Source organism: Blautia sp. LMAG:36 (assembly GCF_008680535.1).
Taxonomy (GTDB): domain Bacteria; phylum Bacillota; class Clostridia; order Lachnospirales; family Lachnospiraceae; genus Blautia_A; species Blautia_A fusiformis.
Map to the genome: position 1 here is coordinate 269,848 of NZ_NALB01000006.1, position 23,339 is coordinate 293,186.

Consider the following 23,339-nt stretch of genomic DNA (forward strand, 5'->3'; position numbering starts at 1 on the left):
CAAAAAGTGAATATAATGGAAGTATGATGAAAACAATAAGGGAATTTTTAGAAGAACAGATTAATGAACAGCTGATACAGGCTGTTGTCAGTGGCCGCAGGACTGGCGAGGGACCTTCCAAGGTGAAGCTTCGTCCTGTGGAGCTGAAGGGTCAGATTTTTTACCAGGCGTCCATGACAGAAGGGACGAAGGTTTATCATAAGAATTTTACCAGGGAAGAGATGATCGCTTATCTGGAGCATGCCATGGAGGAATTTCGTCAGCTTCAGGCAACCGGACGCAGTCAGGATGGAAGTATCCTTATCAGCAAGAAAGGGAAAGCAACCATCAAAACAAAACAACACGGGCCTGCACAGAATGAGAAGATAAAGATCGCTCCTCATAACCGGGTGAAACAGTACATTCTCAGAGAGGGAACGGCAGCTCCGTTTCTGGTGGATCTGGGAGTTATGACAAAGGATGGAAAGATCGTTGCTTCCAGATATGACAAGTTCAGACAGATCAATCGCTTTCTGGAGTTTATCAGGGATATCCTTCCGAAGCTTCCTAAAGACAGAGAGATCACGATCCTGGATTTTGGCTGCGGAAAATCCTATCTTACTTTTGCTATGTATTATTATCTCAGAGAACTGGAGGGTTTTGATGTAAACATCATAGGGCTGGATCTTAAGGAAGATGTGATACGGCATTGCAGTGAATTGGCCAGATCTTATGGTTATGACAAGCTGCATTTTTACCAGGGAGATATTGCAGGGTACGAAGGTGTTTCATCTGTGGACATGGTGGTGACACTTCATGCCTGCGATACAGCAACAGATTTCGCTCTGGCCAAGGCAGTGGAATGGGGGGCTCAGGTGATCCTGTCTGTTCCATGCTGTCAGCATGAACTGAATCGTCAGATCCGAAACGAAATGCTCCAGCCTGTTATGCGTTATGGGATCCTGAAGGAAAGAATGGCAGCTCTGATCACAGATGGTCTTCGTGCCGAGCTTCTGGAAAGCAAAGGATATGAAACCCAGCTTCTTGAATTTATCGATATGGAACATACACCAAAGAATATTCTGATCCGCGCAGTAAAAACCGGAAAGAAAAAGAGCAGGGACAGTTTTTCGGATACCATGAAGGCTCTTCATGTGGCTCCTACCCTGGACAGGCTTCTTTATCCGGAAGAGTCAGCCTCACAGAAGGGAGAATGACATGATGAAGATCCTACGTAAGGGAGTGATACTGCTGGTGATCTTTGTGGCAGTAGTAGCCGGGACCTCATTTCTGATGAACAGTCAGTCTACAGATAACCGCTCAGATATGAACGATGCCACACTTCCGGAGGTTATGGTAAAGATCGGAAGTACCCAGGCAAATAAGATGTATGGATACAGACAGCAGATGCAGACCGATTTCATGAGAGGAAGTATTACTCCGCTGGATACGACCAAAAAAGTGTCTTTTGAGATCAACCCATATGCTGATACAGTAACAGGGCTTGCTTATGAGGTACGGACTTCAGACGGAAGCAAGGTTATGGAGAACCGTAAGATCAAGAATCTCACGAAAGAGGACAACGGCTGTTTAAGTACAGAGATTGAGATCGGCAGTGACCTTCGCATGAACCAGGAGTATTCTATGCAGATCACGCTGGATACCAGTGAGGGGGAAGTTTACTACTATACAAGAGTGGTTTCCAGAACCCAGTTGAATACAGAAGCGTATCTTCAGTTTGTCAAGGATTTTTCCACAAAGTGTCTGGACAAGGAACAGGCAGATACGCTGACCGGATATCTGGAAGCGGAGGATATTTCCGGCGGAACGAATTACAATAATATTTCCATCAGTTCTGGACTTTCCAATATCAGCTGGGGATCCCTTTCTCCGAAGCTCTACATGGAAGGAGTTCCGCTGATCGATGATATCAATGAAACGACTGCAAGTATCACGCTGGATTATCAGGTTTCCGCACAGGATGATGAGGGTAAAACCGAAATTTATGATGTTACGGAATTTTACCGTATGCGTTATACAGAAACAAGGATCATGCTGCTTGATTTTAAACGTTCTGCAACGAAGGTATTTGATCCGTCTCAGAAGGTAGTTTCCGATGCAGGCCTGCTTCTGGGTGTCCGTGATAAGAATGTCACCTATGCTTCAGACAGCAGTGGAAAGATCGTTGCTTTTGAGCAGGATGGGGATCTCTGGTCTTATGCACCGTCCAGCGGAAAGATCACAAGGATCTTCAGCTTCCGCAAAGAGGAAGATAACGATTCCAGATATGTGCGCAACGAACATGATATCAAGATCATCCGAGTGGCAGATAACGGGGATGTGGACTTTGTATTGTACGGTTACATGAACCGTGGTGTTCACGAGGGATACAGCGGTGTCTGTGTTTATCACTACAACAGCGACCGTAATGTGGTGGAAGAAAAAGTATTCATACCAAGTACAGAATCCTACGAGTTCCTGAAGGAAGATCTTGGAACACTCACTTATGTAAACAAAAACAATCAGCTGTTTCTGCTGTTTGCACAGAAGCTGTATCAGGTAGATATTGAGACAGGAACCTCACAGGTTCTGGAAGAAGGAATCAAACAGAACCATTTTGTTGTGTCAGATACCAAGGCACATGCAGCATGGCTGATCGAATCCGGAGATGATGCAGGGAAGATCCGGGAAATTGAATTTGATTCTCTGAAAACAAGAGATATTTCGCCGGAAAGCGGAAAAAATCTGAGAGCTCTGGGATTTATGAATGAAGATCTGGTATATGGGATCCTTTCCGATGAAGACATTCTTACGGATGCCAACGGACATGAAACAGAGGGAATCAGTACATTCCGCATTGAAAGCTTTAAAGGAAAGGTGAAAAAAGAGTATCGTCAGGATGGCCTTTATATCACCAACGTAACGGTTGGCAGTACCATGATGGAGTTTGAACTTTCTGCAAAATCGGGGAATGCTTATACAGTCCAGAAAAAGGACAATATCATGAATAACAAAAAAGCATCCGGAAGCCAGATAGATGTAGCATTGATCACTACAAACCGTGCAGGAACGCTGATCCGCCTGACCATGACCCAGAAACCGGAGACAGACAGTCCGCTGCTTGTTTGTTCCAAGATCGAGAGTACTGAAGACTCATCGGTAACATTGGATACTACCGTTCCACAGGGAGAACTTTATTATGTTTATGCATATGGTTCTCTTGACCGTATCTATACCGATCCGGCTGCAGCTGTGAAACGCGCGGATGCGCAGACTGGAGTGGTACTTAACCGTGCGCAGCAGTATGTCTGGGAACGTGGAAACAAAAAAACAAAGCTCCAGATGAATATAGAGGATGTACCGGAAAGTATACGTACAGCCAACTGGAAGAAAAAAGAACTTCAGGATAGCCTTGGTGATATGGGAACGGTGATCGATCTGACCGGCTGCACTCTTGACAATGTTCTTTATGAGGTCAGTGCCCAGAGACCGGTGATCGCCAAGACAGGAGAAAATTCCAGTGTGGTGATCGTAGGCTATGATGAATATAATACCTATCTTTATGATCCGGCAACAGGGCAGATCAGCCCGTATGGAATGAATGACAGTACAGCGCTGTTTGAGAGTGCCGGAAATGTATTTCTCACCTATATAGAAAACGTCATAGAGTGATGCTTACAGAGCAGGCCGGATGAAGGCCATGGGGTTACAGCAGGATGGCAAGACGGGAGTTCCCGTTTGGCATAAATCGGAAAATAGGAAAAAATTTCCTGTTTTCCGGGAAAAGCGCGACAGGAAAGGGGAAAAATCAATGTTAAGTGAAAGTATTAAAAAACTGGTACAGTATGGGGTGGAGAGTGGTATTACTCCGGAATGCGAAAGAATTTATGCAACCAATCTTCTTCTGGATGCCTTTGGGGAAAGCGAATATACAGAACCGGAGACAGAGTATGCTAAAATCAATCTTGAGGAGACTTTGAACGAACTTCTTGATGAGGCTGTAAAGAGGGGCATCATCGAGGACAGTATTGTGTACAGAGATCTCTTTGATACAAAACTGATGAACTGTCTGATGCCGCGTCCTGCCCAGGTGCAGAGAGAATTCTGGGATGCTTATAAAGAAAATCCGGAAAAAGCCACAGATTATTTTTATAAGCTGAGTCAGGACAGTAACTATATCAGACGTTATCGCGTAAAAAAAGATCAGAAATGGACAGTAGACAGCGAATATGGCAAGATCGATATCACGATCAACCTGTCCAAGCCGGAAAAAGACCCAAAGGCTATCGCAGCTGCCAAGCTGGTAAAATCCAGCAGCTATCCAAAATGTCTGCTTTGTCCGGAAAATGAAGGCTATGCAGGAAGAGTCAATCATCCGGCAAGGGAGAACCACAGGATCATCCCGATCACCATCAATGACAGTCCATGGGGCTTCCAGTACTCTCCATATGTTTACTACAATGAACATTGTATCGTATTTAACAGTCAGCATACTCCGATGAAGATCGAGAGAAATACATTTATCAAGCTGTTTGATTTTGTAAAGCTGTTCCCACATTATTTCCTTGGCTCCAATGCGGATCTTCCAATCGTAGGAGGTTCTATCCTCAGCCACGATCATTTCCAGGGCGGGCATTATACCTTTGCCATGGCGAAGGCAGAGATTGAAAAGCATGTGACGATCCCGGGATACGAAGATGTGGAAGCCGGCATTGTAAAATGGCCTCTTTCCGTACTGCGTATCCGCAGCAAAGACGAGAAGAGACTGATCGATCTGGCAACACATGTACTGGCAGGTTGGAGAGGATATACGGATGAGGCTGCATTTATCTTTGCAGAAACAGACGGAGAGCCGCACAACACAATCACACCGATCGCACGTAAAGTGGGAGATACCTTTGAACTGGATCTGACATTACGTAACAATATCACAACAGAGGAGCATCCGCTGGGGGTTTATCATCCGCATGCATGCTATCATCATATCAAGAAAGAGAATATCGGTCTTATCGAAGTTATGGGACTCGCTGTTCTTCCGGCCCGTCTGAAAGAAGAGCTGGAGCTTCTTGAAGAATACATTTTAAGCGGCAGGGATATCGCTTCCAATGAGAAAATTGAGAAACATGCTGCATGGGTTGCAGAATTTCTGCCAAAATATGAGAAACTTGATAAAGATAATATCCAGGAAGTCCTTCGCAGGGAAGTGGGCAATGTATTTGTTCATGTACTGGAGGATGCCGGTGTTTATAAATGCACACCAGAGGGCAGGGATGCATTTATGAGATTTATCAATACTCTGTAAAAAGTACGGAGGCACCCGGGGATGGATATGTATTTCAGGAGGAGTTTGTTTATATGAAAAACAGGGAAAAAACCGGTAAGGTCCTTCGCATAAAATGGCTTTTGCTGGCACTTGTGGCAGCTGCACTGATCTTTGTGCCGGCTGCATCGCATAAGGTGTCGGCGGCGAAGCTTGTTTATACCGTTAAGTTCAATAATAATTCAGGTACCAGCAAAAGTAAGACGTATACTGCACTGACACGGAATGTGACATTAAATACCACGATCCGGCTTCCGGCAGTACCCAAGGCTGTGGGATATCAGAATCTCGGATGGACCACACGGAAGAGGAGCAGCAAGGTAGTATATAAAGCAGGTGCCAGCGTAAAGGTCAGAAAAGATATGACTCTGTATGCGGTCCGCAGAAAGAGTAAGTATTATACCGTAAACTTCTATCTTGGAAATGGAAGCACCAATTCCGCATATAAGAAGCTGCAGAAAAAAGTAGAAGAGGGTACATATTACACATTGCCTGCAGTTCCGTCCAGATCGGGATATGTAAATCTTGGCTGGTCGACAGCAAAGAACGGCAAGGCATCTACTGCAAAAAAAGCAGGAACGAAGATTAAAATCTCCGGTAATATCAGATATTATTCCGTACAGATGCAATCAGTAAAAGTAAATCTCCGCAAGGCAAACGGAACCGTATGGAAGACAGTAACACTTGGAAAGGGCGGTTACCTTAAGCTCCCATCCGTATCCAATGCGACAGGTTATACGTTTATGGGCTGGTCTAAGACCAGACGGACCGGTTCTTCCACAGATCCGGATTATGAAGCCGGCGAACTTCTGCGGATCAGCAAAAACACCAATCTGTATGCGACGGTATTTAACCGTGCACTGGAGAAGGACATCAGTTCCGATGAGATGGCTCATCCGGCTATCGGTATGATGTACAGTAAGGTCATTTTTGTGGGAGATTCCCGTACTGCAGGAATACAGGCGACACTGAAAAACAGATGAGCAGTTCTGTAACAAATGGGGTTTCTTTTGTTGCAAACCCAGGAAAGGGCTTGAGCTGGTTCCGGGATACAGGATATGCACAGCTTATAGAAGAGATCGACAAAACAGAAGGTTCCAAACCGATCGCCGTTATCTTTAACCTGGGTGTCAATGACCTGGGAAATGCAGGCAATTATGTCAGCTATATGACCAGTATCGCATCCACATTGAAAAGTAAGAACTGTAAACTCTTTTACATGTCCGTAAACCCGATCAACAGCATTATGATCACAAAAGCAGGAAGAGGTGCCCGTACAGAGGCACAGGTAAGAGAATTCAACAGCAAGATCCGTTCCGGCCTTTCTTTGTATTACAAGTATATTGATATGTACAGCGTACTTATGAAAAAAGGCTACGGGACCAATGCCCGCTATGATGGTGTGGATGACGGCGATGACGGACTTCACTACACAACAAAGACATTCAAGAGGATCTATTATTACTGCATTACTTATCTCAACACAGGAAGTATCAACGCATCTTATTATTAATGGTATTACAGACAGAAAAATCCCGTCTGCCGGAGACATTCCGCCAGGCGGGATTTTTCTGTCCGGTGGTCCGCTATTTTTCTGTCCGGCAAGGCAATTACTCCTTGCACGAACCATGAGAATAGTCTATACTTAATTCGATACGGACGTTTGGAGGTCCGCAGGGACGTGTGATCCTGAATATGAGGAATGAGGTATAGATTATGAAACTGACAACAGTGAAAGAGATTTACAGAAACCGTGAACAGTATCTTGACAAAGAGATCACTGTAGGTGGATGGGTACGAAGTGTTCGTGATTCCAAGGCATTTGGATTCATCGTACTTCATGATGGAAGCTTTTTTGAAACTCTTCAGATCGTATATCACGATAACATGGAGAATTTCGCAGAGGTTTCCAAGCTGAATGTTGGAGCAGCCATCATTGTCAAGGGAACACTGGTAGCTACCCCTCAGGCGAAGCAGCCATTTGAGATCCAGGCAACAGAGATATCTGTAGAGGGGGCTTCCGCACCGGATTATCCACTTCAGAAGAAGAGACACAGTCTTGAATACTTAAGGACCATGACACATTTAAGACCGAGAACAAATACTTTCCAGGCTGTATTCCGTGTACGTTCTCTTTGCGCATATGCGATCCATAAATTTTTCCAGGAGAGAGGCTTTGTCTATGTGCATACACCGCTGATCACAGGAAGTGACTGTGAAGGTGCAGGAGAGATGTTCCAGGTAACAACACTGGATCCGAAGAATATTCCGCTGACAGAGGATGGAAGTGTTGATTATTCACAGGATTTCTTCGGAAAGGAGACAAACCTTACCGTAAGCGGACAGCTGAACGGAGAGACTTATGCACAGGCATTCCGCAACATCTACACATTCGGACCGACCTTCCGTGCTGAGAATTCCAACACTACCCGTCATGCAGCTGAGTTCTGGATGATCGAGCCTGAGTGTGCGTTTGCAGACCTTCAGGACGCTATGGAGCTTGCAGAGGCTATGCTGAAATACGTGATCCGTTATGTCTTTGAGAATGCACCGGAGGAAATGAACTTCTTCAATTCCTTCATTGACAAGGGGCTTCTTGACAGACTGAACCATGTGCTTAATTCTGAATTTGCACATGTGACCTATACAGAGGCTGTTGAGATCCTTGAGAAGAACAATGACAAATTTGATTACAAGGTATTCTGGGGATGTGATCTTCAGACAGAGCATGAGCGCTATCTGACAGAGCAGGTCTACAAGAGACCGGTATTTGTTACAGATTATCCGAAGGAGATCAAGGCATTCTACATGAAACTCAACGAGGATGGAAAGACAGTTGCGGCTATGGACTGTCTGGTGCCGGGAATCGGAGAGATCATCGGAGGAAGCCAGAGAGAGGATGACTACGACAAGCTGAAAACACGTATGGATGAGCTGGGTCTGAAACCGGAGGATTACGATTTCTATCTGGATCTTCGTAAATATGGTTCCACACGTCATTCCGGCTTTGGCCTTGGATTTGAGAGATGTGTCATGTACCTTACAGGTATGGGCAACATCCGTGACGTGATCCCATTCCCGAGAACTGTAAAGAACTGCGATCTTTGATCAGAACACTTTTGCACAGCAGGACGTTCTGTGCTCCTTAGATCAGAGAACAGCAGAGAGAAATTGCAACAGGTATTGATATGTGTGACTGACACACAAGGGAGAACATTATGAGATTTATTCATCTTGCAGACGTGCATCTGGGCGCGGTTCCCGACAGGGGCTGCCCGTGGAGCAAAGAGCGGGAGGAAGAAATCTGGAGCACTTTCCGCCGGGTTATTGCGGGCATCCGCGAAGATCCGGTGGATTTGCTATTTATATCCGGAGATCTGTTCCACCGCCAGCCTCTTATGAGAGAGCTTAAGGAAGTAAATTATCTGTTTTCCACCATCCCGGATACCAGAGTGTATCTGATGGCAGGAAATCATGATTTTATAAGCAGAGATTCTTTTTATAATACGTTTGAGTGGAATTCCAATGTTATATTTTTCAGGAGCCGGGAACTGACCTGCGTTAAAGATCCCAGGCTTGATGTCTATGTATATGGACTGAGTTACTATGACCGGGAAATAAAAGACGGACTTTATGATCAGGCTGCCCCTGTCCAGAAAGAAGGAATCCATATTCTGTTGGCCCATGGCGGCGATGAGAAGCATATTCCTCTCAGTGCAGCAGCTCTGGCGGCGTCAGGCTTCGATTATGTGGCGTTAGGGCATATCCATAAGCCGCAGATCCTGATCCGTGACCAGGCGGCCTTTTCCGGGGCTCTGGAGCCCATTGACAGGAATGATACAGGGGAACATGGATATATGGAGGGACGACTGATCAACGGAAGGATCCGTACAGAGTTCGTTCCATTTGCCTGCCGTTCCTATCAGCAGCTGGTAATGACACTTCACGAGGAAACCACACAGATATCTCTGGAAGAAGCAATAAAATCCCAGATTTTCCGCAGAGGAGGAAGAAATATCTACAGGATCATTCTTCAGGGAATGCGTTCGCCGGATATTCTTCTGATTCCTGAGAAACTGAAAAGTCTCGGAAATGTTACCGATGTTGTGGATGAATCCTGGCCGGCGTATGATCTTGGTGAGCTCTACAAACGCTACAGCGGTACTCTGATCGGTGATTATATCGGTTATTTTCTGGCCAAAAAGGGTATGGATACCGTGGAAAAAAAGGCGCTGTATTATGGGCTTCAGGCATTGCTTGAGACAGGTAGCCGGCGATAAGGGGCATCACAGGAGGATAGCATAAGATGGTTATCAGACGTTTAAAAATAAAAAATTTCGGGAAGATCCGGGACAAGGATATGGAGCTTTCACCTGGGATCAACGTACTTTACGGTGAAAATGAGAGTGGAAAAACTACCACACATACATTTATCCGCTCCATGTTTTACGGCGTTCGCAGACTGCGGGGAAAGGCTGCTCTGAACGATACATATACAAAATATGAACCATGGGAAAATCCGGCAGAATATGGTGGGATCATGTGGTTTACAAGCAAGGGGAAGAAGTATCGTCTTACCAGGAATTTTTATAAAGAAAAGAAGCTGGGAGAGCTTCTCTGTGAAGATGATGGCAGCCTTGTAGATGCGGAACAGGGAGCTCTTGGGACTATTCTCGGAAATGTAAGTGAGGCAGTTTATGATAATACGGTGTCTGTGGCACAGCTGAAAAGCGTTACAGGAAAAGATCTCGTACGTGAACTGCAGAATTACATGGCCAGCTATCAGGGAACCGGTGACAGTTCCATTGACATGGGACGAGCCATGCAGATGCTGAAAATGTCCAGAAAAGGATATCTGACAGAAGCGGCCCGGCGAAAAAAGGAGCTGGAAAAGGAAAAAGAAAAGATTTCCGCAAACATGGAATATATCCGCAGAGAAATCCGTGAACTGGATGAGAAGCGTGATCGGATCATGCAGCAGCAGGATGGGATGAACATAGGGACCAGAGAACGGAGTACTGAGGATCTTCTTGAGCTTCGGATCGATCGTGTAAAAAGAAGGCGGGAGCTGACAGATGCAGTTCTGACAGTTGTGCTGCTTGGTGGGATTGCCGGTACCGGCTGTCTGGCAGCTTTTTCCGGGCAGGTCATTTTCAGTGTTCTGGCAGGCGTGGCAACTGCGGCGATTTCTGTAGCGGCATTGTTTTTTCGCATACGGCTCAGCAGGGAGCTGAATAAGAGAGAACGTCAGAGAGAGCGCTGGCATTCCAGACATGAGGAGCTGACCTGGAACCGGAACAGTCTGGACAGTGACTACGAAGAGAAGCATACAGCGCTGGAGAACCTGCAGGCAGAGTTGACGGAATGTGAAGAAAATACAGAAGTGATCACTCCAGAGGAAACGGAGATCCAGGCGCTGAATATGGCTATGGAGACGATTGAGGCACTTTCCGGAAACATTACGGATCAGGTAGGGGTCCGTCTGAAAAAACGTACATCTGAGATATTAAGTGAGATCACCGGTGGCAGATACCAGGAGGTTCTGATGGATGAGGCACTGCATATGTCTGTGAACACAGGGGAGCGTATCGTATCCATTGAGAGACTGAGCCGCGGGACACTGGAGCAGATTTATTTTGCCCTTCGTATGGCAGCAGGAGAGCTTTTCTGCAAAGAGGAACCGTTCCCTGTGATCCTGGATGATGTATTTGGCATGTATGATGAAGAACGTCTTGCAGCGGCTCTCAGGTGGCTGCATAAAGAAAACAGACAGGTGATCATAAGTACCTGCCATAAAGAGAAATGGAGATCCTGGATAAAGAGAGGATTCCCTATCAGAAGCTTCCTATGTGAGCTTTTGCAGGAAGATTTCAGCATAAAGATCAAAAGCAAAGCAGACAGCAGATGCGGATCATGGATATCCGTCTGTTACAGAAATATAAAGCGGCTGCGCCTTCTGAGAAACTGTTATATCGTTCTCAGAAGGTGCAGCCGCTTTGCGTGCGTTATGATTTATTTATTTCTCATGCTGGCTCATGTAATTTGTTACGCAGCGTTTGATTCTGTCTACCGGATTCAGAAGGTGGCTGACAGAGGTATCATGGTTCAGCGTATCAATGATCAGAGCAATATATTTGCTCATATCGCAGCTGATGTAGTATGGCTTCTCAAGAAGCTCCGGTGACTGATAAACCAGGTTAGTAGTAAGGAGCTTGTCGAAGTAGCCCTTCTTGTAAGCATCGTCAAATTTATCAAGACCATCGGTAAAGAATCCGAAGGTAGAGCAGATGTAAACTCTGCCTGCTCCTTTCTCTTTCAGGAGAGACGCGATCTTAATGATCGTATCACCGGAGGAGATCATATCATCGATCAGGATCATATCCTTGCCCTCGATCTTTGGTCCGAGGAATTCATATGCTGCGATCGGATGACGGCCGTTTACATATCTTGAGTAATCCAGACGTTTATAGTACATACCCATATCAACACCGAGGACATTAGCGAGATAGATCGCACGGTTCATGCTTCCTTCGTCCGGGCTGATCGTCATGAAATGATCTTTGTCGATATGAAGTCCCTTTTCATTATTAAGAAGAGCCTTGATGAACTGGTAGGATGGCTGTACAGTCTCAAAACCATGAAGAGGAGTCGCATTCTGTACACGGGAATCATGTGCATCAAAGGTGATGATATTCTCAACACCCATATCGATCAGCTCATGAAGTGCATTGGCACAGTCAAGAGACTCTCTTCCGACACGTTTGTCCTGGCGGCTCTCATAGAGATATGGCATGATCACGTTGACTCTGCGGGCTTTTCCGCCTACAGCGGCGATAACACGCTTCATATCCTGGAAATGATCATCCGGGGACATAAGATTCGTGTAAGGTCCGATTGGATAGGATAAGCTGTAATTTGTCACATCTACCATTACGTAGATATCATCACCGCGGACAGATTCGTTGATAGTGCATTTACCCTCACCGGAGCCGAAACGTGGAGTCTTGGCGTCAATAATGTAAGAATCGCGCTTGTATCCCTCGAATGCAAAGGAGTCCATTCCAGGATACTGTCTTTCGGCACGCCATTTGACCAGCCAGTCATTCACCTTCGCGCCTAATGAGCTGCAGCTCTGAAGGGGAATCAGTCCAAGTCTTCCTACCGGGAGTGTGGAAAAATCTTTTGTATTTACCTGTGCCATTTTAATTTCCTCCTAAAAATATTTTCTGTATACGGATGTCCTTCCCGATCAACGATATCATCTGATAGTTGCTGGCAATTCGGGAAAATGTTCTCTCGGAATAGGTATCCGAGAAATTTTTGAGCGTCAGATTCGTGGAAATGATCGTGGATTTCCTGCGCATGATCCGCTCATTGAGACAGAGAAAAAGCTGTGAAGATACGAAACTGTTGGTAAGCTCCGTTCCCAGGTCATCAATGATCAGAAGATCACAGTCATAGATCAGTTCCTCGTCTGTGCCGGTATCTTTTCGGGAAAAAGAATTCGCAGCCATCATATCAAAAAGATCGTAGGCGGAAAAGTACAGGACACAGTGGGTGGATCTGAGAAGCTCTCGGGCGATGCAGTGTGAAAGAAAGGTTTTTCCCACACCGGTATCACCATATAAAAACAGGTTTTCAAATTTATGGTCGAAGTTCTGCACAAAGCGTTGTGCAGTATCATAGGCCCGTCTGGCTGTTTCCAGGGCAGACAGTCCCGTGGCTTCGTTTTTTATTGTAGCAGAATAATAGTCAAATGAAAAGCTGTCAAAATTCTCTTTTTCGAGAATTTCATTCAGATTGGACTGTGCATAAAGCAGCTCGATCTCAGCTTTTTTAAAACAGGTGCATTTCCGGCTGCCGATATAGCCGGTATCCTGGCAGTCAGGGCAGGTGTAAGGCATCTCCAGATAGTCTCCGGGAAAGCCGTTTGCGACAAGAAGGGTGATCCGTTCATCGGAAAGCTCCTGAATGGCTGCCTTCAGGTCTGAAGTTCCCTTTTCTTCGCCGTTTAAAAGACGTCGGACTTTGTCGGCACTTAAAGTTGCCACCTCGTCATCGATCTCTTTCAGACGGGGGATCTTTCCGTAGGCTTCGGCTGTGTGTTCCTCCAGAATACGGTGATTCTGTGCCTGCCGGCGGCTGTATTCTCTCATTATAGTATCATATTGAAAATTCTGTAAAGGCATAAAGCGCTCCTTCCAGTTTCTGTTACTGATTATTTAAAAGACGTTTCTCATATTCTGCAAAATCATAATCACGCTGGTGGAAATTATTGAAGCGGTTGCTATTCTGAGGCTGGGCCTGGGGCTGCTTCTTCCTGGAAACAGATTTCTCAAGCTGGCGTTTTTTGTGTGCGGCATCCAGAAGCCGGATATCCTCCAGCGTATGTACGTTTTTCTTTTTCCAGCCGGAGAGGATCTTATCCGCATACTGGAAACTGGGCTGTCCGGTGGAAAGGACAGTACGGCTGCAGGCTTCCTGGATCAGCTCCAGATCAAAACCGTAGGTCTTGCGCCAGGTATCAATGTAAGTGATCTCGTTATCAACAGGGTTGCGGCCGCTGATTCCCATAGCCTTCAGGATCGTGTAATAATCCTTGGAAAAACGGGAGCTGGAATCCCGTGCCATCTCGACGGTGGTGATGCCGTCCTTTGCCCAGGCGAGTGCAACAGTTTCAATATAACGCATACTCTTGCGGCCTCTGGAAACACAGTATTCCACCAGATATTCGATGAGATCCGCAGACATATGGAGCTCATCATAGAAAAAAAGGATCTTCTGCATTTCTGTAGGCGTCAGTGTTTTGGTCAGATACTGCTCTGTGATATAGAGAAGCTGACTGATCTCTTCGTTTTGCTTAAGTTCTCTGATCCGGTCAGGAGTGAGACTGAGAATGTAATCAGCGGAGCTCGGGACTCCCGGATCCGTGTTTCCGGAAACGGAAGCAGAATTGCCGGAACCGGTGAAAGTATCCATGGAAGCGCTGCTCTCTCTATGACCGGTATCAGCAAAAGGTTCCAGCAAAGTGATCCCGGAAAGCTTCTGCTCTGCAGTATAGGCTAATGCGATCAGTTTCTCACCTTCCCAGTATTTCAGTGCACGGGAAATATCTCTTTCCGTGCAGAAAAGGCTGTCTGCCATATGCTCCAGGCTGAAAGAAGAAGGAGTGGCAGATACCATCCGGAGAAGGTAGATATATACCTTTACGAACTCCCCGTTGGCACGAGGCATGAAATTGTCAATAAAGCGATTGGAAAGAATCGTTACCCCCAGTTCAGAGGAATTCTGAAGTGAAATCAGGCTCATGATCAGCAGCTCCCTTTCTAAAATACGGCAGATATTTCAGGCGATATCCCAAAGTCCGCCATGCTAAAAAGGATTATAGCACAACCGCTTTTACTTGAGAATAGTCTATTTTCACAGAAGTTGTGCACCAATTTCCATGTGGAAAATGTGGATAGTGTGGAAAACTTTGAGGATAACATTATCAGCAACTAATAAAAACCTTAATTTTGTAAGAAAAATGCGGTATTTGTTGGATTTGGCTGTTGAATTATGTCAAGTAGGTTATACACAAAAAAATCCACATGCCAGGCACGTCTGAAATGTGCATAAGCATGTGGATAATGTGGATAATTATTTTCCGAGAAGGTGTTCTCCAATGTTTACAACGTCTCCGGCGCCCATAGTTATCAACAGATCACCATGTGCACAACTTTTTAAGAGGAAGCTCTCGATCTCATCAAAAGTCGGGAAATATTCGCAGGGGGTTCCAAGTTCCTGGATCTGTTTCTGGAGATCCTGGGAAGAAATACCAAGATTGTCTGTTTCTCGTGCGGCATAAATATCAGCCAGTACAACATGATCGGCCAGAGTCAGTGCTTTTGCAAATTCCGGAAGAAGAGCTTTGGTACGTGTGTAGGTATGAGGCTGGAATACACACCATACCTTCTGATGCGGATAATTCTTTGCAGCATGAAGGGTTGCCTCGATCTCGGTTGGATGATGAGCGTAATCATCAATGATGGTGACACCGCCGATCTCGCCTTTATACTGGAAACGACGGTCTGTACCGGTAAAGCTTCCGAGACCTTTGACGATCACATCATCCGGAAGGTCCAGAAGGCGTCCTATGGCAATAGCAGCCAGCGCATTGGATACATTGTGGATGCCCGGTACACGAAGGTAATAGCTGCCGATCTTTTTGCCCCGGAAGAGAACGGAGAAGGAAGGATGTCCGTATTTATCCCAGGTAATGTCTGCCGCGGTGTAATCGGCATCGTGCTCCAGACCATAGGTAAGAACATTGCATGGAAGCTCCCGGGTGATCGTCTCATACTTCGGTGTGTCGGCGTTGATGATCAGAGTACCGTCAGCAGGGAGAAGCTCTGCAAATTTCCGGAAGGAATGGCGGATGTCATCGATGTCCTTGAAGAAATCCAGATGATCGGCATCCATGTTCAGGATCACACTGATCTTAGGGAAGAAGCTTAAAAAGCTGTTGGTGTATTCGCATGCCTCTGTGATAAAGGTCTCAGAATTTCCAACGCGGATATTTCCGTGGATAGCAGGAAGGATTCCGCCAACACTGATGGTAGGATCACAGTCACCCTCAAGAAGGATATGAGAAACCATGGAAGTAGTAGTGGTTTTTCCGTGGGTTCCGGAAATTGCGATCGGTGTATCGTAGTTCCGCATGATCTGTCCCAGAAGCTCTGCGCGGGTGAGCATTGGAAGCCCTTTTTCTTTCGCACAGGCAAATTCCGGGTTGTCCGGGTGGATCGCTGCTGTATAGACAACCACATCTACATCATCCTTGATGTTGGAAGCGCGCTGTCCGTAATAGATCACAGCGCCACGTTCTTCCAGGGTGCGGGTCAGCGGGCTGGATTTGGCATCGGAACCGGAAATCCGGAAATTTTCTTCCAGAAGGATCTCGGCAAGGCCGCTCATGCTGATGCCTCCGATCCCGATGAAATGAATATGGAGCGGTTTATGAAAGTCTATCTGATACATAATAATCTCCTTATATATATGTTATTTTCGTAGTTCTTTTGTCTGTTTTATTATAACGCCAACAGAAACAATTGAAAAGTGGTTCTTTTGGCTAAAAAAGCGGTTTTTTACGGAATATAAAAGTAACCAGAAAATAACATCGAAAAATGTTGAAAATTACCAGAGGAATGAAAAAAATGATGAGTCTTACCAATTTATAATATACAATAGCGATAAAAAAAGTAAAATACAGATAAAATAATTGTAAAAAATGTTCACTAATACAGTAAAGTATGCTATAATGGAATAATCATAACATACAAGAGGTGATCGCATGATTAAGAAAGAGATGATTGCCATGCTCTTGGCCGGTGGGCAAGGCAGCAGGTTAGGAGTTTTGACAGAAAAGGTTGCAAAGCCGGCAGTCGCTTTTGGTGGTAAATATCGTATCATCGATTTTCCACTGAGCAATTGTATTAACTCGGGAATTGACACGGTGGGTGTGCTGACACAGTACCAGCCTCTCCGCCTGAATACACATATCGGTATCGGTATTCCGTGGGATCTTGACCGCAATGAAGGCGGTGTCACAGTCCTTCCTCCGTATGAGAAGAGCACAAGCAGTGAATGGTACACAGGAACTGCCAATGCGATCTATCAGAATCTGGCTTATATGGAGCAGTATAACCCGGATTATGTACTGATCCTTTCCGGTGACCATATCTATAAGATGGATTACGAAGTGATGCTGGATTTCCACAAGGCGAACAAGGCAGATATTACGATCGCGTGTATGCCGGTTCCCATTGAGGAAGCCAGCCGTTTTGGTATTATGGTTACTGATGAGAGCAGCCGTATTACTGAGTTTGAGGAGAAGCCGGAGCATCCAAGCAGCAATCTTGCATCCATGGGTATCTATATTTTCTCATGGCCGGTTCTGAAGGAAGCACTGATCGCCCTGAAGGATCAGAATGGCTGTGACTTCGGTAAACATATCCTTCCGTACTGTAAAGAGAAGGGGCAGCGCCTTTTTGCTTATGAGTACAACGGCTACTGGAAAGATGTAGGAACTCTTGGTTCTTACTGGGAAGCAAATATGGAGCTGATCGATATCATTCCGGAGTTTAATCTTTATGAGGAATTCTGGAGGATCTACACCAAGGGAGATGTGATCCCGCCACAGTATATTTCCGCAGATGCAGTTGTGGACAAGTGTATCATCGGTGAGGGAACAGAAATCTATGGTGAAGTACATAATTCAGTGATCGGTCCGAATGTTATCATCGGCAAGGGCAGTGTGATCCGTGATTCTATTATCATGAAGAATACAGCAGTTGGTGAGAACGTTGTTATGGATAAAGCCATCGTGGCAGAAGATGTTGTCATCGGAAATAATGTTGTGATCGGATGCGGCGAGGAGGCACCGAATGTTCTGAAACCGGCTGTATATTCCTTTGGACTTGTGGCTATCGGCGAAAACAGCGTGATTCCAGACAGTGTCAAAATCGGTAAGAATACCGCTATCGCCGGTGTTACAACAAAAGAAGACTACCCTGACGGAGAACTGGCAGCCGGCCAGGTAATTGCAGCAAAGGACGGTGGGAAAGAATGAGAGCGATAGGTATTATTTTGGCAGGCGGTAATAATAACCGCATGAGAGAATTATCAAACAAAAGAGCAATCGCGGCAATGCCTATTGCAGGAAGTTACCGCGCGATCGACTTTGCCCTCAGCAACATGGCAAATTCACATATCCAGAAGGTTGCTGTGCTGACACAGTATAATGCCCGTTCCCTTAATGAGCATTTAAGTTCATCTAAATGGTGGGATTTCGGAAGAAAACAGGGAGGACTTTATGTCTTTACTCCAACCATTACCAGAGATAACAGCTTATGGTATCAGGGTACTGCAGATGCGATCTATCAGAACCTGAGCTTTTTAAAGAACAGTCATGAACCCTATGCGGTGATCGCTTCCGGCGATGGAATCTACAAGCTGGATTACAATAAAGTCCTGGAGTATCATATCGCAAAGCGGGCAGATGTTACCGTTGTATGTACTACATGCAAGGATCAGAGCCAGGTTGAGAGATTTGGTGTTCTTCGCATGAATGAGGACTGTCGGATCGAGGAATTTGAGGAGAAACCGATCGTTTCCTCCTATAATACGGTATCTACTGGTATCTATGTCATCCGAAGAAGGCAGCTGATCGAACTGATCGAGCGTGCTGCCCAGGAAGGAAGGCATGATTTTGTAAATGATATTCTTATCCGTTACAAAAATCTGAAGAGAATTTACGGATATAAGATCGATAACTACTGGAATAATATCTCTACTGCAGAGGCTTATTATCAGACAAATATGGATTTCCTGAAACCGGAGATCCGGAACTATTTCTTCAAACAGGAGCCGGCGATCAAAACCAAGATCGCAGATGTACCTCCTGCTAAGTACAATCCGGGTGCAACTGTGAAGAACAGTCTGGTGTCCAGCGGATGTATCATCAACGGAACTGTGGAGAATTCTGTTCTGTTCCGTGATGTATTTGTAGGAAATAACTGTGTGATCAAAAACTCTGTGATCCTTAATGACGTATATCTTGGAGATAATACGCATATTGAGAATTGCATTGTTGAGAGCCGGGATACCATCCGGGCGAATTCATATTACTGCGGCGAAGAAGGAGAAGTGAAGATCGTCGTAGAGAAAAACGAACGCTACGTATTATAAATGCGGAAGATCAGTTTTCCGCAGATACGGTTAGCGAAATGAAAGGGGCAAGTAGCAATGAATATTACAGATGTACGTGTGAGGAAGGTAGCAAAAGAAGGGAAAATGAAGGCCGTTGTGTCTGTCACAATAGATGATGAGTTTGTGGTACATGACATCAAAGTGATCGAAGGCGAGAAGGGGCTGTTCATCGCAATGCCAAGCCGTAAGGCAAGCGACGGTGAATATCGTGACATCGCTCATCCGATCAATTCAGCAACAAGAGAGCAGATCCAGACGATCATCCTGGACAAGTATCAGGAAGTAATGGCTGAGGAAGCTGAGAATGAGGTTCTTATGGAGGCTGCGGAGTAAGAGAAGCAGCTTCAGGGGGGGATTACATCAGAGAAGTATTCTCGTAGCTGATGATTTTTGAATTGGAACAGTATAGAATAAAAACTGCCGTTTTACAGATAAATCTGTGAGAGGGCAGTTTTTTTGTGCTCCGGAAAACAAAAAAACGCTTTCCAGTTCATAAATATTTAAATTATTACGTATTTGTTACAAAAATAAAATAAAATTATTGCTTTTTATGAAAAATGTGTTATACTAGAACCCATGAAAGGACGAAAGGTGTTTATATGAAGAATAGAAAAGTTTTCACATTACTGCTTACGGGTATGCTCGCTCTTTCCATGGGAAACCCCGTATATGCATCAGGTACAGACGCTGCGATCGCAGAGGCACAGGCGGAGAAACAGGCCGCTGAAGAGGGTCTTGCACAGGTACAGAGCAGCATCGGCACACTGGAGAGCAAGAAGCAGGAGCTGGAGAGCTATCTGGCTGATTTAAACGCACAGTATGAGGATCTTACCAACAGCATTTCTGAGCTTAGTATCCAGGCTGCTGAGAAGGAAGATGAATTAAATAAAGTAAAAAAAGAACTGAAAAAAGCGAAGAAGGCATCTGCAGATCAGTATGAATCCATGAAGCTTCGAATCGCATATATGTATGAGAATGCCGGGACTTCCGCACTGGAGACACTGCTTTCTTCCGAGAGCCTTGCAGAATTCCTCAATCGCGCGGAGAATGCGATCCAGATTTCTACATACGACAGAGACATGCTGGATAAATATGTGAGTCTTCAGAAGAATATCCAGAAGAATGAGAAAAAGGTTGAAACGGAGTCCGCAGAGATCGATGAACTGATGACGGAGCGTGCAGCCAAACAGCAGGAAGTGCAGTCCATGGCTTCCAGTACAAGCGATGATATTAACTCTTATGTAAACCAGATCAGCGCCAGCCAGGAAGAGGCTCAGCAGCTGATGGCAGATATCAGTAATGCAGACAGCAGTATTACCGCTCTGGTACAGCAGGCAGAGGCGGAGAAGGCTGCAGAAGAGAAAGCTAAGGCTGAAGCGGCAGCAGAGGCTGAGAGACAGGCAGCAGAAGCGGCAGCCCAGGAAGAAGCCGATCAGGATAACGAGGACAGTGAAGAGGCTGATTCTGACGATGATTACGGCTATGATCCGGAGGAGGATACAACCGAGTCTTCCAGTAGCTCTACAAGTACAGACATTGTTGTAGAGGAGGAAGAGGAAGCGGATGATGTACAGTCCGGAAGTTCCGAAGATGTTTCCGAGGACAGCTCCCAGGAGGAGGTTTCTGAGGAGGTTTCCAATGATGAGACAGCTTCCGAGGAGACGGAAGATGCCTCTGCGGATACGTCCGATTCCGGTTCTTCCAGTCAGGGAACATATCTTGGAAACTTTACACTGACCGCATACTGCAACTGTGCACAGTGCTGCGGTACAGCCGGCAATCTTACCGCCAGCGGAACAGTTCCGACAGCAGGACGTACCGTTGCCATGGCAGGTGTTCCGTTTGGGACCAAGCTTCTGATCAATGGCACTGTTTATACGGTAGAGGATCTGGGAACTCCTTACGGACATGTGGATATCTATTGTGGAAGCCATTCTGAGGCATTAAGCTTCGGACTTCAGTCTGCAGATGTATATCAGGTGGGCTGATCCGGAAAAATCCAGAGGAGAATATTTAAGAGAAATACAGCGCTGCAGGATCGTATGCTAATCCTTGCAGCGCTGCTTTTGTATGCATGACGTAGATATGTGTTTCATGAAGTGTAGTGTGTGGAAATTCACAAATTTCCTGCAATCCGGAGATTTTACAGATACGGCGTACCCGGGATCTCCGGATAGGTTCCCATACCGATGAGAAGCTCAAGGCCTGTCTGACGGCCTTCCAGTACAGCAGCTTTTACAGCACTGGCATCACCGGAGATGGCGATGATCACTTCATTGGAATGACTGGTACCGATATTCGGAGTCATATATTGTGTAATGGATACTGCTGCGGATTTCACGGCATTATCTGCCATCACAAGACCGATAGCAGCCGGAGAACCTGCCATGAAACCAAATGCTTCACCCAGAGGTGTGCCGAAGGCTTTATGGATAGCAGGACCTGCACTTGCGGAAAAAGCAAACTCCAGGTGGCCGGATTCGCTGATGTAGACCTCACCTGCATATTTGTTAGTCAGTTCCAGAGCCAGAGAAATGGCGTGACGCACGTCGGATACATCATTTCCGCCAAGGACGATATAGTTTCCGTGACCGCCCCAGCCCTTGGTGTCTCTTGGAAGTTCAATGGAAAGGACTTCTGTATTTGTGGCTTTTACTGCATCGTCAATAGCTGTGATCTGGCCGGCAGCGCCTGTTCGGGAACTGAAAAGCCCCAGACAGTGGTATTGGGTACCTACGTTCATCTCTTTAAGCAGAGAATCATCAACTCCGGAGATCACGAGTCCGATTGTGTCAAGGACTGCGGTCCCTACAAATTCAGTCCGTGTGCAGTTGGTGCTGATGTTATGAATATCGTGTATATTCATGTGGAAAAATCCCCCTTTTTGCTGAAAACTCATTGGTTTCAGTATAGCATCAGAGAGTGGAATTTGAAAGTGAAAATTGACAATATCATTTGTAAATGGCAGGTTTACATAGTTGTAAACGGCATCGCAAAATGTAAACTTAAAAAATAAAATTAAGTTGACATTAAAATCCTGCTGTGTTAAATTGTTAACAGCGAAAGAACGGATATCATTTATAAAGGACAGGAATGATCTTCCGACAGGAAAAGCAGAAAAGGAAAGAGAGGATACAGATTATTATGACAACAGTGGCAGCAGGCAGAAGCAAGACGTATGATCTTGTTTACATTGCAGTTTTTGCAGTAGTGATGGCAGTTTGCTCATGGATTTCCATTCCGGCACAGGTACCGTTTACTCTGCAGACATTCGGAGTATTTATGGCAGTTGGTGTGCTTGGAGGAAAAAGAGGAACTCTGGCAGTTCTGGTTTACGTTCTTCTTGGAGCAGTAGGAGTTCCGGTTTTTGCAGGATTTTCCGGAGGCATTGGAGCTCTTCTCGGAAATGCAGGTGGATATATCATTGGATTTATCTTTTCCGCACTTGTTATGTGGGCAATTGAGCATGTTTTTGGCAGAAAGCCGGTCGTTCAGATCATTTCCATGGTCGTTGGACTGATCGTATGCTATGCCTTTGGAACCGTATGGTTTATGTTTGCTTACACAAGAAGCACAGGTCCGGTAGGTCTTATGGCAGTTCTTGGCTGGTGTGTATTCCCGTTTATCATTCCGGATCTTATCAAGATCGCACTGGCTTATGTTTTATCAGGAAAGGTACGTAAATATGCAAGATAAAAGCAGTGCTGCGGCATATGCTTCTGATGAGGGCACAGAGGGAATGGTCATTCCGCTGCGCCCTCATCATGGTATGTGCCTGGCGTATTTTAAGGGGGAAGGCTACAGTAACAGTTTTACTGCACATATGGCCGAGATGTTGAAGATTTTTCTGGAGGGAAAGAAAATAAGGCTTCATGTGGATACGGATGAGATCTGCTCTGCCTGTCCGAATAATCTGGGCGGACATTGCGAAGCCGGAGATAAAGTGGCAGAGTATGACAATGCCGTGCTGGAAAAATGTGGACTGAAGGCCGGACAGACATTGTACTTCAGCGAATTTACAAAAGAAGTCCAGGAAAAAATCCTTGCGCTGGATAAACGTAAGGAAATCTGTGGAAACTGCCAGTGGAACAGTATCTGCGAAGAACAGAAGAGCCGCTGGGCATAGATATTTATAAGAACCTTTCCAAAAACTGCTTCGGGTCTGCAAAAAAAAGTATGCCCGAAGCAGGAAAAAAGAAAAAATTCGATTTTTTTGAAAAATTTTAATTTTTTCTATTGACAAAGTAAAGAAACTCTAATATAATAGCTCTTGCAGTTGAGTAATACATAA

The 23,339-nt window shown here is 45.5% G+C and carries 18 protein-coding genes and 1 pseudogene; 14 read left to right on the plus strand and 5 right to left on the minus strand.

Annotation, left to right across the window (positions count from 1 at the left end; genetic code table 11):
* The first annotated feature begins 26 nt into the window (after positions 1-26).
* The 8 genes and pseudogenes from CCC17_RS08650 to CCC17_RS08685 form a co-directional block, all read left to right on the plus strand.
* Entirely contained in the window at positions 27-1,196 is a 1,170-nt protein-coding gene (locus CCC17_RS08650; RefSeq protein WP_015525637.1) for a class I SAM-dependent methyltransferase, read from the plus strand.
* A 1-nt stretch (position 1,197) separates the two neighbouring features.
* On the plus strand, positions 1,198-3,651 hold the full coding sequence (locus CCC17_RS08655; protein ID WP_161209118.1) for a hypothetical protein: 2,454 nt from the start codon (positions 1,198-1,200) through the stop codon (positions 3,649-3,651).
* A 139-nt stretch (positions 3,652-3,790) separates the two neighbouring features.
* A complete protein-coding gene (gene galT / locus CCC17_RS08660) occupies positions 3,791-5,281 on the plus strand; it encodes a UDP-glucose--hexose-1-phosphate uridylyltransferase (RefSeq protein WP_287082940.1) in 1,491 nt (496 codons plus the stop codon).
* Positions 5,282-5,334: 53 nt separating this feature from the next.
* Positions 5,335-6,282, plus strand: coding sequence for an InlB B-repeat-containing protein (locus CCC17_RS08665; protein ID WP_287082941.1), 948 nt, complete (start codon positions 5,335-5,337; stop codon positions 6,280-6,282).
* Positions 6,279-6,812 carry an SGNH/GDSL hydrolase family protein gene (locus tag CCC17_RS08670; RefSeq protein WP_287082942.1) on the plus strand — a complete coding sequence of 178 codons (534 nt, stop codon included), beginning with the start codon at positions 6,279-6,281 and terminating at the stop codon, positions 6,810-6,812. The genes CCC17_RS08665 and CCC17_RS08670 overlap by 4 nt, the downstream gene beginning before the upstream one ends.
* A 203-nt stretch (positions 6,813-7,015) precedes the next feature.
* Positions 7,016-8,407: an asparagine--tRNA ligase gene (asnS, locus tag CCC17_RS08675; protein WP_015525643.1), complete on the plus strand. Its 1,392-nt coding sequence runs from the start codon at positions 7,016-7,018 to the stop codon at positions 8,405-8,407.
* A 110-nt stretch (positions 8,408-8,517) separates the two neighbouring features.
* Positions 8,518-9,579, plus strand: a complete 1,062-nt coding sequence (locus CCC17_RS08680) for a metallophosphoesterase family protein (protein ID WP_118607830.1) — start codon at positions 8,518-8,520, stop codon at positions 9,577-9,579.
* A gap of 26 nt (positions 9,580-9,605) precedes the next feature.
* A pseudogene (locus CCC17_RS08685) lies at positions 9,606-10,271 on the plus strand (ATP-binding protein); the annotation flags it as partial.
* A 1,044-nt stretch (positions 10,272-11,315) separates the two neighbouring features.
* On the opposite strand, the gene CCC17_RS08690 reads toward CCC17_RS08685, so the two are convergent.
* The 4 genes from CCC17_RS08690 to murC all read right to left on the minus strand — a co-directional run bounded on the left by CCC17_RS08690 (position 11,316) and on the right by murC (position 16,318).
* Positions 11,316-12,500: a ribose-phosphate pyrophosphokinase gene (locus CCC17_RS08690; protein ID WP_015525646.1), complete on the minus strand. Its 1,185-nt coding sequence runs from the start codon at positions 12,498-12,500 to the stop codon at positions 11,316-11,318.
* A 1-nt stretch (position 12,501) separates the two neighbouring features.
* Positions 12,502-13,488 carry an ATP-binding protein gene (locus CCC17_RS08695; RefSeq protein ID WP_015525647.1) on the minus strand — a complete coding sequence of 329 codons (987 nt, stop codon included), beginning with the start codon at positions 13,486-13,488 and terminating at the stop codon, positions 12,502-12,504.
* A gap of 22 nt (positions 13,489-13,510) precedes the next feature.
* A complete protein-coding gene (locus tag CCC17_RS08700; RefSeq protein ID WP_173753990.1) occupies positions 13,511-14,608 on the minus strand; it encodes a DnaD domain protein in 1,098 nt (365 codons plus the stop codon).
* A 330-nt stretch (positions 14,609-14,938) separates the two neighbouring features.
* A complete protein-coding gene (gene murC / locus CCC17_RS08705; RefSeq protein ID WP_287082943.1) occupies positions 14,939-16,318 on the minus strand; it encodes a UDP-N-acetylmuramate--L-alanine ligase in 1,380 nt (459 codons plus the stop codon).
* A 313-nt stretch (positions 16,319-16,631) separates the two neighbouring features.
* On the opposite strand from murC, the gene CCC17_RS08710 reads away from it, so the two are divergent.
* The 4 genes from CCC17_RS08710 to CCC17_RS08725 all read left to right on the plus strand — a co-directional run bounded on the left by CCC17_RS08710 (position 16,632) and on the right by CCC17_RS08725 (position 21,036).
* Positions 16,632-17,909 carry a glucose-1-phosphate adenylyltransferase gene (locus tag CCC17_RS08710; RefSeq protein ID WP_059086196.1) on the plus strand — a complete coding sequence of 426 codons (1,278 nt, stop codon included), beginning with the start codon at positions 16,632-16,634 and terminating at the stop codon, positions 17,907-17,909.
* Positions 17,906-19,027, plus strand: coding sequence for a glucose-1-phosphate adenylyltransferase subunit GlgD (glgD, locus tag CCC17_RS08715; protein WP_021652857.1), 1,122 nt, complete (start codon positions 17,906-17,908; stop codon positions 19,025-19,027). Before CCC17_RS08710 ends, glgD begins: the two co-directional genes overlap by 4 nt.
* Before the next feature lie 57 nt (positions 19,028-19,084).
* A complete protein-coding gene (gene spoVG, locus CCC17_RS08720; RefSeq protein WP_015525652.1) occupies positions 19,085-19,381 on the plus strand; it encodes a septation regulator SpoVG in 297 nt (98 codons plus the stop codon).
* Positions 19,382-19,647: 266 nt separating this feature from the next.
* On the plus strand, positions 19,648-21,036 hold the full coding sequence (locus tag CCC17_RS08725; RefSeq protein ID WP_287082945.1) for a PcsB-like coiled-coil domain-containing protein: 1,389 nt from the start codon (positions 19,648-19,650) through the stop codon (positions 21,034-21,036).
* 155 nt (positions 21,037-21,191) lie between these two features.
* On the opposite strand, the gene pduB is transcribed toward CCC17_RS08725, so the two are convergent.
* Positions 21,192-21,914, minus strand: coding sequence for a microcompartment protein PduB (gene pduB / locus CCC17_RS08730; protein WP_330577304.1), 723 nt, complete (start codon positions 21,912-21,914; stop codon positions 21,192-21,194).
* Between the two features lie 278 nt (positions 21,915-22,192).
* Between pduB and CCC17_RS08735 the strand changes: the two genes are divergently transcribed.
* On the plus strand, positions 22,193-22,744 hold the full coding sequence (locus tag CCC17_RS08735) for a biotin transporter BioY (RefSeq protein ID WP_287082946.1): 552 nt from the start codon (positions 22,193-22,195) through the stop codon (positions 22,742-22,744).
* Positions 22,734-23,174 (plus strand): DUF1284 domain-containing protein, encoded by a 441-nt coding sequence (locus tag CCC17_RS08740; protein ID WP_287082947.1) that lies wholly within the window; start codon positions 22,734-22,736, stop codon positions 23,172-23,174. The genes CCC17_RS08735 and CCC17_RS08740 overlap by 11 nt, the downstream gene beginning before the upstream one ends.
* Positions 23,175-23,339: the final 165 nt, after the last annotated feature.